Annotated in this window: 10 protein-coding genes; 2 read left to right on the forward strand and 8 right to left on the reverse strand. The window is 72.4% G+C overall.

Annotated elements, in window-relative coordinates; all coding sequences use genetic code 11:
• The first annotated feature begins 108 nt into the window (after positions 1 to 108).
• Complete coding sequence (locus AC07F3_RS10940; RefSeq protein WP_479112611.1) at positions 109 to 1515, forward strand: hypothetical protein; 1407 nt, start codon at positions 109 to 111, stop codon at positions 1513 to 1515.
• 59 nt (positions 1516 to 1574) lie between these two features.
• Here AC07F3_RS10940 and AC07F3_RS10945 read toward each other — a convergent pair whose 3' ends face one another.
• A complete protein-coding gene (locus AC07F3_RS10945; protein WP_479112613.1) occupies positions 1575 to 2483 on the reverse strand; it encodes a class I SAM-dependent methyltransferase in 909 nt (302 codons plus the stop codon).
• A gap of 193 nt (positions 2484 to 2676) precedes the next feature.
• Here AC07F3_RS10945 and AC07F3_RS10950 point away from each other — a divergent pair, with 193 nt between their 5' ends.
• Complete coding sequence (locus AC07F3_RS10950) at positions 2677 to 4092, forward strand: pyridoxal-phosphate dependent enzyme (protein ID WP_479112615.1); 1416 nt, start codon at positions 2677 to 2679, stop codon at positions 4090 to 4092.
• Here AC07F3_RS10950 and AC07F3_RS10955 read toward each other — a convergent pair.
• The 7 genes from AC07F3_RS10955 to AC07F3_RS10985 form a co-directional block, all read right to left on the reverse strand.
• Positions 4049 to 4378, reverse strand: coding sequence for a YkvA family protein (locus tag AC07F3_RS10955; RefSeq protein WP_479112617.1), 330 nt, complete (start codon positions 4376 to 4378; stop codon positions 4049 to 4051). The two genes, AC07F3_RS10950 and AC07F3_RS10955, sit on opposite strands and share 44 nt — an antisense overlap.
• Before the next feature lie 33 nt (positions 4379 to 4411).
• The gene (locus AC07F3_RS10960; protein WP_479112618.1) at positions 4412 to 4897 is read right to left on the reverse strand and encodes an Asp23/Gls24 family envelope stress response protein; all 486 of its coding nucleotides are present in this window, start codon (positions 4895 to 4897) and stop codon (positions 4412 to 4414) included.
• Positions 4898 to 5010: 113 nt separating this feature from the next.
• On the reverse strand, positions 5011 to 6654 hold the full coding sequence (locus tag AC07F3_RS10965; RefSeq protein WP_479112620.1) for an ABC transporter substrate-binding protein: 1644 nt from the start codon (positions 6652 to 6654) through the stop codon (positions 5011 to 5013).
• A gap of 55 nt (positions 6655 to 6709) precedes the next feature.
• Positions 6710 to 8839 (reverse strand): hypothetical protein, encoded by a 2130-nt coding sequence (locus AC07F3_RS10970; RefSeq protein WP_479112622.1) that lies wholly within the window; start codon positions 8837 to 8839, stop codon positions 6710 to 6712.
• A gap of 250 nt (positions 8840 to 9089) precedes the next feature.
• Positions 9090 to 10694: an APC family permease gene (locus AC07F3_RS10975; protein ID WP_479113087.1), complete on the reverse strand. Its 1605-nt coding sequence runs from the start codon at positions 10692 to 10694 to the stop codon at positions 9090 to 9092.
• Between the two features lie 119 nt (positions 10695 to 10813).
• The gene (locus AC07F3_RS10980) at positions 10814 to 11728 is read right to left on the reverse strand and encodes a glycoside hydrolase family 25 protein (RefSeq protein WP_479112624.1); all 915 of its coding nucleotides are present in this window, start codon (positions 11726 to 11728) and stop codon (positions 10814 to 10816) included.
• A 179-nt stretch (positions 11729 to 11907) separates the two neighbouring features.
• The gene (locus AC07F3_RS10985; RefSeq protein ID WP_479112626.1) at positions 11908 to 13821 is read right to left on the reverse strand and encodes a phospholipase C; all 1914 of its coding nucleotides are present in this window, start codon (positions 13819 to 13821) and stop codon (positions 11908 to 11910) included.
• Positions 13822 to 13865 lie beyond the last annotated feature (44 nt).

Below are 13865 nucleotides of genomic sequence, written 5' to 3' on the forward strand. Positions count from 1 at the left end.
GGGGGAGTTGACGGGTCCGGAGATGACCACGGCCGCACACCATGGCATGATCATCTTCACGTTACCTGTCGGTAACGGCCACCCCCCGAACCTGAAGGTCACATCTACGTGCGCACCCTCACCAGACGCCTCCTGCTCCCCGGCCTGACCGCGCTCGCGCTGGCCGGCACGGGCTGCTCCTCGCCCGGCCACCCCGCGGCGGCCGGACCGGAGGGCGCCTCCTCCCCCGCGGTGACCGTCGACGGCGCCCAGCGGCTCGACGTGAACGCCGCGCCGCAAGGGTCGGCCGCGCCGACGCCCCTTGCCCGCACCCGTACCGGCAAGGGGCAGCCGGAGAAGTCCTCGCTCAAGGTCGCCTCCTACGACCAGGCGAGCCGACGCGCCGTCATATCCACCGCCTCGCCCTCCCCCACGGCGAAGCCGAGCCACTCGCCCACACCCGGCAAGCCGTCCGACAAGCCCGTCGCCGTCGGCGACATCATCGCCAGCGCACCGGCCCCCGGCGCCCCCAACGGGCTGCTCGCGAAGGTCACCGAGGTCGTCGGCAAGACCGACCGCGGCACCGAGGTGAAGACCGCCTCCACGACGCTGGCATCCGTCCTCAAGGACGACAAGGCGGACGGCAAGGTCCCGGTCGACCCGTCATCCGTCACCGTCGTGCCCCTCATGAAGGGCGTGACCTTCTCCTGGGCCAAGAGCCAGGGCGTGCGGTTCGGCCCCCAGGGCGCAGGGCTCCCCCTCGGCGACCTGCGACTCGACGTGAACGCCGGGGTGGAGACCGCGAAGGACGCCCCCGCCTCCGCGGCCGCTTCGGTCTCCGGCTTCGTGCAGCTCGCCCCGCAGGTGGAGTTCTCCTACGACGGCGGCAAGGACGGCGGCCTCCATCTCAGCTCCGCCTTCCTCGGCATGAGCGGCGACTGGTCCTCGCAGTGGGCGCTCAAGGGCCGCGCGGCGGCGAGCGCGGGCGCGCCCAAGCGGCTCCCGTTCGCCAAGCTGCACAGCGCACCGGTCATCCAGGTGGGCCCGGTGCCCGTCGTCGTCAACCTCGACCTGACCTGCTACGTACAGGTGGAGGCCGACGGGCACGTCACGCTCGACGTCCAGCAGGACGTCAAGGGCGACTTCCGGGTGGGCGGCAGCTACGCCGCGGGCAAGGGCTGGGCGCCGGTCAGCACCTCGGCCGTGCACAGCACGCCGGTGAACGCCGGCGTCAGCGCCGCGGGCAGCGTCAAGGGAGCCCTCGGCGCCGAGGCCTCCGTCGGGCTGTACGGCGCGGTCGGTGTCACCGCCGACTTCGCCCCGTACCTGCGCGGCGAGGCCGACGCCAAGGCGACCGCGTCCAGCGACGGCAAGACGTCGGCGTCCGCCTCCTGGGCGGTGTACGGCGGCTTCGACCTGAACGGCCGGCTCGACTTCCACCTGTCCCTGTTCGGCACGCCCGTCATCGAGCACCGCATTCCGCTGGGCAGCCTCCACCGCGAGTGGCCGCTCGCGAACGGCCACGTCGGGCGATAGCCCCCTACCACCGGGCTGCGACGGCCCGTTGTGCGCCGGCCGTCGCACCCCGGCAGCGGTCATCGCGCCGCGCGTACGCCCGTGTGGACCGTCGTCGCGGACAGCAGGAAGGCGTCCGGCCGGCGCAGAATGCCCTCCGCCGCACCGGGGTCGAGGAGCAGGTCGAGGGTCTCGAGGTCCGACTCGTCCAGCGACTCGCTCATCGTCTCCCGCAGCCGCGTCAGATGGGCGTGCAGGAACGTACGGACCGGCTCGCCCAGCGGCGCCGGCAGGTCGAGCAGCAGCGTGAAACTGCCGGTGTCGGCGAGCCCGGCCCGGCGGAACATCGCTGGCCAGTCCTCGACGACCGGAGTGCTGCCGGGAAGGTCCGCGCGCATGACCTCGAACCAGTGCTCCTGCGCCGCGTCGAGCCGGGCCTGGAGCCCCGGCCTTCCGGCGCCGATGTCGCGGGGCAGGAAGCGCGGGGGCAGGCCGCCCTCCGCCACGGCCAGCATCCCGCCGGGGCTGAGCGTGGCCGCCAGCGCGTCCAGCGCGCCCTGCTGATCGCCGAGGTGGTGCACGGCCTTGCTGCTCCACACCAGATCCGCCGCACCGAGCCCCCCGCCCTCCAGACCCGCGGGCAACTCGGCGTGCCGTACGGCCACGTTCCCGGCGACGCCGAGCCGCTCGGCCCGGGCCAGGGTGTGGTCGAGCAGCGCGGGCGCGCCGTCCACGGCCACCACCTCGGCCTTGGTGAAGGTCTCGGCGAGCACGCAGGTCATCACGCCCGGCCCGCTGCCGATGTCGAGGACGCGCCGGACCTCCTGCTCGGGGACGAGCAGTTCCGCCAGCCGGGCCGCCGTGCGGCGCAGGACGGGGAGCTGGACTTCACCGCCGTTCTCCAGGTGGGCGGCCATGGCCTCCCAGTCGATGTCACCGTGGTCGTGATCGTGGCCGTGTGGGTGTCCCGATGTGTGGTGTTCGCTCATGCGGAGGAGCGTGCGCCCATCCGGCCGTCCCGGCAACTCGCGTTGCCGTTTCCGGGACGGCGTCCTGCCGGACGGCGTGCTCCGCGGGCGCCACGGGGCGGGAGCCGACCCGTGGCGCCCGCGCGCCGCCCTGACCCAACTCTCCACCCCGGCACGGCGTTTGTGCCGCCGGGCCCTTGGCTAGGGTGCGGTGATGGACGTATATGAGTCTGCGCTCGACCTCGTCGGCGGCACTCCGCTGGTCCGGCTGCGCACGAGAGGTGCCGCCGCCCTCTACGCGAAGCTGGAGTACCTGAGCGTCGGGGGCAGCGCCAAGGACCGGATCGCCCTGCGCATGATCCAGCAGGCGGAGCAGGACGGGCTGCTGCTGCCCGGCGGGACGGTCGTCGAGGCCACCTCCGGCAACACCGGCATCGGGCTCGCCCTCGTGGCGGCCGAGAAGGGCTACCGGACGGTGCTGGTCGTCTCGGACCGCGTCAGCGAGGAGAAGGTCGCCACCTTGCGGGCGTTCGGCGCCGAGGTGGTGATCAGGCCCGGCGGGCTGCCGCGCCAGCATCCCGACCACCCCGTGAACCACGCGGCCCGTCTCGCCGCGACCACACCGGGAGCCTGGCTGGCCAACCAGTACGACAACCCGGCCAATCCCGAGGCCCACTACCTCACCACCGGGCCGGAGATCTGGCGCCAGACCCAAGGGCGCGTCACCCACCTGGTGTCCTGCATCGGAACCGGCGGCACGATCAGCGGCACGGGCCGCTACCTCAAGGAAGTCAGCGACCACACCGTCCAGGTGATCGGGGCGGACCCGGCCTCCTCCGTGTACTCCGGTGGCGACGGGCGCCCCTACTTCATCGAGGCGGCCGGGCACTTCCTCCACCCGGACACCGCCCACGACGTGTGGCCCGCCTCCTACCACCCAGGCGTCGTCGACCGGATCGTACCCGTGGCCGACCGGCACGCCCTGCACACGCTGCGCCAACTCGCCAGAGAACAGGGCCTGTTGGTGGGCGGGTCCGCCGGGACCGCGCTGGCCGCGGCCCACCAGGTGGCCGCCGAGGCCGGGGCGGACGCCCTCGTGGTGGTGATCCTGCCAGACTCCGGACGGCAGTACCTGTCCAAGTACTTCAACGACGCCTGGATGCTGCGGCTCGGCTTCCTCGACGGGGACGAGAGCGCCGCCAGGGTCGGCGACGCGGTCTCCGGGGACCGCGACGTCCCGGCGTGCCCCTACCTCAACCACCACACCCCGGTCGGTGACGCCCTGGAGGTGCTGCGCGCGGCCACGGCGCGCGGCGCGGAGCCCGTCGTGCCGGCCGGGCCCTGCCCGGCGAGCCCCGGCCGCCGCCCCACCGCGCCCGAGCTCACCGGCTCGGTGACCCTGGCCGCGCTCGCATCAGCCCTCCGCGACGGCCGGGCGACCCCGGCCGACCCGCTGTCCGCGCATCTCGAACCACCCCTCCCCCAGCTCGGCTACGGCGAGGCCGCCCACGCCGCCCTCGACGCGCTGGCGGCGCGCGACCAGAACACCGCGGTCGTCCTGCGGGACGGCTGTACCCAGGCCCTCGTCACCACCGCCGCTCTCCGCGCCCTCCTGTCTCGCCCCCGGTGAGCTTCTCCGGGCCGCGCGGCGCGGCGGCCGCCATGTGCAAGGTGCGCAGAGCCAGCAGGAGGACGCCGATGTCGTCGAGGTAGATCGGGTCCGGGAGGAGGTCGACGGGGCTGATGACGTAGAGCAGGGCGCCCCAGAAGGCGGCCTTGTGCGTCAGCGGGACCCCGGCGTCCTTGAGGATCTTGCGGGCGCGGATCAGACGTACCGTCAGGACCACCGTCACCACGGCGGTCGCGAGCAGCGCGAGGGCCGCCAGGACCAGGGCCACTTTCATTTCGGTACTCATCGGGCCGCCTTCCGTCGCACTGTGGCGGCGATGCTACTGAAGCCTGCTCTCGGGGACCTCGGGCTCACTCTCGTCGGGCAGGTGGACGTCGCTCACCGCGATGTTCACCTCGACGACCTCCAGTTCCGTCATGCGCTCCACCGCACCGATGACGTTCAGCCGGATCTCGGCGGCCACGTCGGCGATGCTCACCCCGTACTCCACGACGATCTCCAGGTCGATCGCGGTCTGCCGCTCGCCGACCTCGACCTTCACACCCCGGGTCACCGAGGCCCGCCCGGGCCGCATCGCTCCCAGCGTACGAGCGAGCCCGCTGCCCAGGGAGTTGACGCCCGGCACCTCACGGGCCGCCATCCCGGCGATCTTCTCCACGACGCCGCCCGCGATGGTGGTCCTGCCCCGGGTCGCGGGCGGCTCGCCCGCCCCGGCCTTCGCGGGCTCCAGCGTCGTGCTGTCGACGGCCGGACGGAACGCGTCCGACTCGGGTTTGCTCGGGGTCCGGCTCATCGGCTCCGTCATGCGAAGCCACCTCCTCGGTCAGTGCCCGGGCGGCCCGGCCGGCCGCCTCGTCACTCCCCCAGTACCGTGCCCTGGCCGGTTCATGCGGCCAAGGAGCCTTCCGCGTGCGGGGGTCAGCAGCCGGGTGCCCCCTTGCCGCCGCGCTGCGGAAGGCTGAGGTTGGGGGCGCCGTCGGGCCAGGTCAGAGCGATCGTTCTGCCCGAGCCGTCGGAGCCGAGCTGGACCACCGGGCTGGGCTTGCCCGCCGGAGTGCCGTCGGTGCGGAACGAGAGCCATCCGCTGGCGCCGGGCAGCATCTGCGCGCAGTAGAACTGGTGCAGGATGCCGGTCTCCAGGCCCGGGTTCTTGAGCCCCACCGCGTCGTGCCGGCCCGCGCTGATCGCGGCCACCGCCGCGTCGTGCGTGAGCATGGCCTGGCCGCTGGCCAGATCGGCGGGGTCGAAGGAGAGCGTCGCCACGTCCTTGTCGGCGGTCAGGGGCTGGCCGGTGCAGGGGTCGGGACGGCCGGTGAAGGCGGACCAGAACTGGTCGTAGTTGTGCTTGGCGTCGGAGCCGGGGCAGTCCTTGCCCCACTCGTCGGGGCTGGCCAGCGCCGTGTACGCGACGGTGACCCGGCCCGAGGCAATGCCGTTGAGCACCCCCTTGTCGTGGATGCTCTCCGAGGCATCGTCACCGACGAGGATGTGCAGCTGGGCGATCCCGCACGGCGCGCCCTGCACCCAGTTCTCCACGAACGCCCCGAGGTCGCGGCCCCGGCCCGCGAAGTAGACCACGGAGGGCGCCGCCTGGCACAGGTTGGCGTGCATGAGGTTGAACTGCTGCACCAGGTAGTCCTGGCGGCCCGACCCCGCGGGCAGGTCGCTGGGCGAGGTGTACGGGAGCACCGTCACCGTACGGCCGGCCGCCTTGAACCGGGTCTTGGCCGCCTCGGCCAGGGTCTGCGTGTAGTCGTCACCCGTGACGCTGTCCGCGACGACAGCGAGGGAGGTGACGGCGGGGCGCAGGGTGGACACGTACTGGTTCGCGGCAATCACCGAGTCCGTGTTGGTCGGGGAGACCCGGAACATGTCGGCGATCTGCTTCTTGCCGGTGGGGTCGGCGGGGTCGATGTTCATCGAGTCGCCCGTCACCGTGGATCCGATCACGGGGATGTGCAGCTGCGAGGAGATCGCCGCGGCCGCGCGCCGGGTCTGGTCGGTGGACTGGCCGAGCCCGACGACCGCCGAGACGTGCTCGGCGCTCATCCGGTCCTTCAGCTGGGCCACGGTCTCGGACCAGGAGCCGTACTGGCTGCCCATGTTGGCGAGGTAGAGCTTGATGGCGGGCGTGCTGCCGTAGGCGGCGGTGTTGTTGGCCCGCCACACGGCGGTGAGGGCCCCTTCGATGTTGGGGTAGAGCGAGTCGTAGGTGAGCGTGTCCACGTCGGACACGGGCGAGAGGTCCAGCATCAGCACGACGCTGGTGTACGGGCCCTTCACCGTGTCGTTGGCCGTCTTGACCATGTTCTCCAACTCCCGCATCCGGGCGGGCTCGTGGTCGGTGAAGGGCACGCTGTCGATGTTCACCCCCGCGCAGGCGAGCGGTGTTCCCGTGGCGGTCAGGCCGGTGCCGCAGGTCAGCGAGGGCGGGAAGAGCCGCCCGTAGGCCCAGCGGCCGCCGAACACGAGGCCGGTGAGGACGACGAGCGCCGCGAGGAGGGAGAGCACGGGGTGGCGGCGCAGCCGGCCGAAGCGGGGGTTGCCTACAACGGTTGGCATGGACACTCCTTGCGGTGCGGTCGACGGGCGCGGCGGTGCCGCGCCCGTCGCGGGGCTAGGCGAAGGCGGCCGCCGCCTGCTGGAGCGGACTGACGTCCAGCAGACGGGAGTTGTGCGCGAGGCGGGTGAAGCATTCCTGTATCTCGCCGTCCCAGCGCCGGGTGTGCTCGGTCAGCGGGTCGTTGTACAGCCACAGCAGGGCGAGCAGTTTGGCGGTGGCCACCGCGAGGACCGTCTGTCCGCCGTCCTCGATCCCGCCGAGCAGCGTGGCGTACGCATCCTGGGGCGCCTGGTCGTACAGCAGGCGGCAGGGCGCCGAGGAGAGGTAGTCGAGCAGGCGGATCCACGCGCGATGGTCCTCGTCGAACCGGTCGGCCAGGGCCGCGGCGACCGGCGTGAAGCGGCCGAGCGCCAGGTCGTGGAAGAGCCGTCGCTCGGCGGCCGCGGTGTCCCCGCCGGGGACCGGAAGCGCCGCCAAAGCCAGGGACTGCGCGGCGAACACCTCGTCCCAGGGCGTCGGCCGGTCGGGCCGCGCCTGGCGCGCGGCGTTCAGCGCGGCGAGCGCGGAGCGGGCGAGCCACGGGTGCAGCGTGGCGGGGCCGTCCGCGTCGCCCCAGCCGATCTGCCGGATGCGGGAGGGGCGGTGGGTGAAGGTGCTCACCCACAGGTTCCGGCGCAACAGTTCCAGTGCGCGTGGGAGTTCCGTGGAGGCGGCGGGCAGCCGCGGGTCGTGCGCGGTGCGGACGTCGGCGAGGTAGGCGGCCGCGAGGACCACCGCGGGGGCCGTGCTCCAGGCGGTGCCGGGGACGGGCAGCCCTTCGGGCAGGCCGGTCTCCAGGGCGAGGGACCACAGCGGTGTGCCGTCCTCGTCGGCCGGGGCGAGCAGCGGGACGGCGGGTCCGTGCGGGCCGGGGTGCGCGCCGAAGGGTTCGTCGAGGACGGCGGAGACGGCGCCGCGGTGGCCGCCGGTGAGCCGGTGCACCACGGAGGCGGGCAGCGGGCGGGCCGGGGTCGGATCGGAGCGGTCCATCGAGTACCCGACCTGCTCCTCGGTCATCGGGTCGAGCCACACGGGGTACCACCAGGCGGCCGCGGGGGCGCGCTCGACGGCGACGGCCGCGTCGTTCTCCCCCGCCCACAGGGTCCGGGTCGCCCGGGACAGCAGGGGGACCCGGCGCTGGGGGGACGCGGCCAGCGGCGTCGAGCGCCAGGGCTCGCACCACCACGACGTCCACTCGGACTGCCACTGCGCGCACGCGGCCAGCACGAGGAGCGGGTCCGCGGCTCCCGAGCCGTCCAGGTCGGCCGCCTGGTTGCGGGAGCGGGCACCGGCGAGTTCGGTGAGGAAGCGGCGCCCGGCCGGTGTCTGCGCGCCGTCCGCCAGCAGCACCCAGGCGTGGTCGTGCCGGTCCCGGCGGCCGCCGTGGGCGGGCAGGACGCAGGAGCAGGCGGACCGCAGCGGCGGATGGCGCTCGGCCTGGGCCTTGACGTCGGCGAGGAACGCCGCCATCAGCGGGCCGACGGCCGCGGACCGGGAGGAGGAACTCAGCCTGATCAGCGCGTCGATGGAGCGGGCGGACTCGGCCTCGGGAACGCTGATGTGCCAGCGCAGCGCGTCCCGTACGCCCCAGCGCGCGGCGCTCTGCAATAAGGAGCCGATGACGGGCTTGGCCCGGTCGCGGACGGCCGAGACCACCTCCCGCGCGGGCCCCGACACCAGAGGGCTCAACGCGCCCTCGGCCACGACGTCCATGGTCGTCGACGCGGCGTGCTCGATGCCGGTGGCGAACCGCCCCGGCCGGGTGTTGCGCGTGTACTTCTGGATGAGCTCACGTATCTGGTCGGCGGCGCGGCCCCGGTCCGCGTCCAGGTTCTCGTTCAGGGCCAGGAGGCCGAGGCCGAAGCGGTGGAACACGGGGCCGTGGCGCAGGTTGTCCCAGCCGCGCATCATCTGGAACGCGGCGAGGGCGGCCGCCGACACCGGGTCGACCGGGTTCTCCTCGAAGTCGAGCGAGGCATGGACCACCGTGCCGCCGCAGGCGCGTGACACCGCCCGCAACAGATCGGTCTTGCCCGACCCCCGGGGCCCCAGCAGCGCCACGATCGGCTGCCGTTGACCCGGGTACCGCCACAACATGTGCCGCAGGAACGCATCGGCGCCCCCGGCCACATCAAGATCCCCCACCGCACTCACCGCCCCCCGGAACCGACACACACAAGGCGTACCTTCCGCATCGATTGACACGGAAGGTAACACCACAAGGACAGGCCGCGACGGGTGTTCTCGCACATCCGCCCGGTGGATCGGGGGGTGTGCGGCACTTGCGGGGATTCGGGGCGGCGGATCCCTGGTGGCAGATGCAGCCACCGGGGTCCGCCCGCACTCCGGAGAGGGTCAACTCAGGGCACGGAGAGGCCTGTTGGGGCCCCGCGGTCTAGGTCGTCGGCAGCGCCGTGACCGGGGCCGTTCTGAGGTGGGCCGTTCCCGAGCGGACCGCCCAGACGAAGACCGCCAGCGAGAGCGCGCCCACCACCACGGAGTCGTACGGCGCCGCGAGGTGGCCCGAGCCGCCGAACGTGCCGAGCCAGGACAGCAGGGTCAGCGCGGCCAGGTGGAAGACGAGCCAGGCGCCGTGGCGCAGTTCGTCACGCGAGGAGCGGCCGTCGGTGTCGGGGCGCAGCATCAGGAACAGGGGCACGCCCGCCAGGACCAGCGGCAGGGCGAGCCGCAGATGGTGCCAGCCCGACCAGAACACGAACTCGCTGGCCACGACGAAGCTGATGGGCGCGATCCAGTGCACCCCGGCCACCTGGCCCTCGGCGGGCGCAACCCCCCGGTCCCGGTCGTGCGCCCGGAACGCGGCGGCGGCCACGGCCGAGGCCGCGTACACCAGGAGGTACATGTCGCCCATCACGCTCACGATGTCCTGCCAGCCGCCGAACGGCAGCATGAACACGATGATGACGACGAGGTTGAGCAGCAGCGCCCGGCGGGCCGTGCCCGAGCGGGGGTCGATCCGCATGAAGAAGCGGGGCAGCAGGCCGTTCTTGGCCAGCGCGTAGGTGTGCCGGGCGTCGATGGCGACGCCGACGTAGGCCGAACCGCCCGGCGAGACCACCGCGTCCGCGTACAGCAGGGTGGCCAGCCAGTGCAGGTTCAGGACGAGGGCGAGCTGGCCGAAGGGCGAGTCGAAGTTGACGCCGTGCCAGCCGTGGCCGAGCAGGGAGTCGGGCACGGTGAACAGGAAGGCCAGTTGGAGGCCGAGGTAGACGAGCACCGCGAGCCCGATCCCGGTGAGCACGGCGAGCGGCACGGTGCGGCGCGGGTTGCGGGCCTCGCCGGAGAAGTCGAGGGGCGCCTGGAACCCGTTGACGGAGTACACGATCCCGCCGCCCGCGAGTGCGGTCAGACAGGCCGCGTAGCCGTACGGGGCGAATCCGCCGTGGTCGGTGAGGCGGCCGGAGTGCGTGCCGGACAGGAACAGGGCGACCACGGTGAGGACCGGGATGAGGACCTTGAAGAGGGACACCAGGTTGTTGAGCCGGGCGAAGGTCCGCACCGCGAACCAGTTGAGCGCCGTCAGGATTACGCTGAGCCCGGTGGCCACCGCGAGGCCGGAGCCGGTGAGGCGGCCGTGGTCGTAGAGGCCGGGCAGGTAGTGCGCGGCGTACTGCATGATCGCGCTGATCTCGGCCGCCGTGCCGCCGACCGACAGGAGCACCGACCAGCCGACGATGGTGCCGACGAGGCGGCCGCTGGCGTACAGAGGCCACCGCACGGTGCCGCCGCCTTCCGGGCGGGTGGCCCCGAGCTCCACCATGACCAGGGCCACCAGCGCGCACAGCACGCCCGCCCCGACCCAGGACAGCAGCGCGGCGGGCCCCGCGGTCTGCGCGGCGAACATGGCGGCGAACAGCCAGCCCGAGCCGAGGATGTTGGAGAACCCGATCGCCGTCAGGCTCCAGAAGCCGAGCTCCTTGCGGAGCCGGCGCTCCTCGCCCAGGACGGTCAGGACCGAAGGGGTCTCCCCCGGCTGGATGGGCCGCACGCGCACCCGCCTCCTTGCATGACTGAGGACACAAGAGTGCCCAGCGTGTCACGCTCCGCGCCGCGCGTCGCCGAACAGGACGGCCGAGTCCTGTCGTTCTCGATCGGTTCCTACCAGGTTTCGACGGCGAAACAGACGCCCGCCGTGTCCGTCTGCAGGCTCAGCTTCACATCGGCGCTGGTGATGTCGACGTCGACCGCGCCCGCGTCGGCCGCCACCTGCACGGCCTGGACGCCGTGCCACGTGGTGCCGTCGTGGAGGGCGACGCGGACCGAGCCGGTCGCCGGGGTGGCGGTGATCTGGTCCATGCCGAGGTGCAGTCTTCGGTTGTAGGCGTTCCACGCGCTGCCGTGCGGCAGCAGGACGACGGTGGGCTGCGCGCCGGGGTCGACGCGGCCGGTGATCCATTGGGGCATGTCGGTCTCCTGAGGCGGTGAGTACTGGAACGAGAGCGCCCAGTCGCGCAGGGCGCCCTTGCTGGCGAGGCGGCAGTAGTCGAGGTCGAGGTCGTTGGACTCGCCGTACTGGTGGAACAGCCAGTCGGCCTGGATCCCGGGGCTCCCCGCGGGGCGGCCGGCCGTGGCGATCCACAGGAAGTCGGCGTAGTAGCCGTCCTGGTCGACGTTCCACCAGTAGTCGAGGTTGGCGTACATGCCGACCGGGTTGTGCGGCAGCCGACCCTTCACGTATCTCAACCAGGCGTCCTTGTAGGCGCGTTGGGTCGATTTGGCGACGCGGGAGTTGGCGTCGTCATAGCCCTCCCAGTCCAGGACCACCAGGTCGCCGGGGCGCCAGTTGACCTGGTCGACGAAGTAGTCGGCTTCGGCCCGCACGCTGTTGCCCATGTTGGGGTAGTGGTACCCGCCCCACACGAGCCCGTTCGCCTTGGCGTGGTCGCGCTGGCTGACCCAGCGCGGATTGACGTAGGACAGTCCTTCGGTGACCTTGACGAAGGCGAAGGACAGGCCGCTCGTGCTCGGTGTCGAGGACTGGTAGGAGGCCCAGTCCTGGCCGTAGATCCCCATCAGCAACCTTCCGCGAGCCGGCGCAACCGGCTCTTCCCACAGATTGCTTGCCCGCGATCCGGTGGCCCGACGCACGCCGCGGCCTGTCGTGCACATTGCATTGGGCCCACGACGCGAAGGACCGCCGACCCGGGGTCGGCGGTCCTTGGTGCGGCGGGCGCCGATGCGCCCGGCGGGTGCTACTGGGCGGCGCGGTTCCTGCGGCGGTGCAGGCCGAAGGCGATGCCGGCGCCGGCCACGGCGAGCGCGCCCGCCCAGAGGCCGACCGGGAGGAGCGCCGAGGAGGAGCCGGTCTCGGCGAGGGTCTCACCGGCCGTCTGGGTCGTCGGGCCGTTGCCGGAGCCACCGGTGCCCGAGGTGCCGGCGCCACCCGCGGCGCCGCCGGTCCCGGCCGGGGCGCTGGGCCCGGTCGGGTGCTGGGGGATGTCCGTGACCGACTTGACCGACCCGTCGGCGTTCAGCAGGACCTGCTTGCCGTTGGGGTGCTTGAAGTCGAAGGCCGACTCCAGCGAGTTGGCACGGGCGTCGAAGGAGGCGTCGCCGATGCGTCCGGTGTGCCAGTTGTCCTCGATGAAGCGGGTGATGGACGCCTGCTCGGTACGGGTGTGGTCGACCGAGTTCACCTTGCTGTAGGGCGAGATGACGAGCAGCGGCTGGCGCGTGCCGGGGCCGCAGCGGTCGGAGTAGCCGCCGGCCGCGGCCGGTCCGGCCTGGCAGGCCGGGCTGTCGGGGGCCTTGCCGTCGGAGCCGGGCTTGGTGTCCTTGGAACCGTTCTGCGGCTTGGCGTACGCGTGGTCGTACCAGCCGTCCGAGTCGTCGTAGGCGATGACGACGGCGGTGTCCTTCCACTCCGGCGACTGCTGGAGCTTGTTGATCTGCTCGACGAGGAAGTGCTGCTCGTCGATCGGGTCGGAGTAGGCGGCGTGGCCGTCCTGGAACTCCGCGGCCTTCAGGAAGCTCACCGCCGGCAGGTTGCCGGCCTTGAGGGCCGCGTCGAAGTCGCTGAGGTCGTAGTTGTGGTTGGCCTGTCCGCCGTGGCCGATCTCGGCGGTGTTCTTCGGCGGCAGGTGGTGCGGGTTGGCCGTGGACTTGTAGTACTGGAACGGCGAGTGGTGCGGGCTGTAGTCGACGGCCGCGGCGCCGCCCACGTTGGTGTGCGTGCTGCCCGAGCACTTCGCGTAGTCGCCCTGCTTGCCGTCCCACGCGGTGCTGGGCCGGAAGCCGCCCTGGAACCAGCCCCAGGACACCTTCTGCTGGTTGAGCAGGTCGCCGATGTTGCGGCCCTGCATCGCGGCCAGCGCGTTCTTGCTCGTGTGGTCCTTGTCCGAGCAGTCGTCGTACGCCGGGTCCGGGTCGTTGACGAGCGTGCCGACACCCTGGGCGTCCGGAGAGACGACCGTGTACGGGTCGGGCTTCGCGGTCTGCTTGGGGTGCTCGGTGCCCGAGGCGGGGTCGGTGGAGATCACCCCGTGGGTCTGCGCCGAGACGAGGTTCAGGGCGCCGGGCGTGGAGGGCCCGTAGGTGGTGCTGAAGGAGTTGTCGCCGAGCGAGTAGTGCTGGGCGTAGTTCCACATCGCGGTGACGGTGTTGCCGTCGTAGTAGTCCATGACCAGGCCGGGCTCGCCGAACAGGTTGCCGGAGCACTTGCCGGAGTCCGTGTTCTGCACGTACAGGTCCGCCTTGCCGCCGTTGGCGGCGTACTGCTCGGGCCCGTAGCTGTGGTTCTGGTCGCAGGTCATGGCCTGCTCGGGGGTGAGCCGCTTGGGCAGGTACTGGTTCGGGTTCTTCGTCAGGAGCCCGGCGTTGCGCAGGGTGTTGATGTCCTTCGGCGTGTGCTTGTCCGCCGTGAACTTCGTGCCGTCGGTGTTCGCCGCCACCGGGTAGGCCCCGAAGTAGTGGTCGAAGGACACGTTCTCCTGGAAGAGCACCACCAGGTGCTTGACCGGGGTGGCCGTCTGGCCGCCGTGGTGGTCCGCCGAGTCCGCCGCGGCCGGGACCGTACCGCTCAGCAGGCCGAGTGCCGCGGCTCCCGCGAACGCCCCCCACCGTCTGGCCCAGCGCCCCGGACCCGCCGCGCTGCCTTTGCTGCCCATGCTCCGCGTGCCTCCACTGGCGTCCGGCGACCGGCCGCCTTCGT

Source organism: Streptomyces sp. NPDC045846 (genome assembly GCF_056431605.1).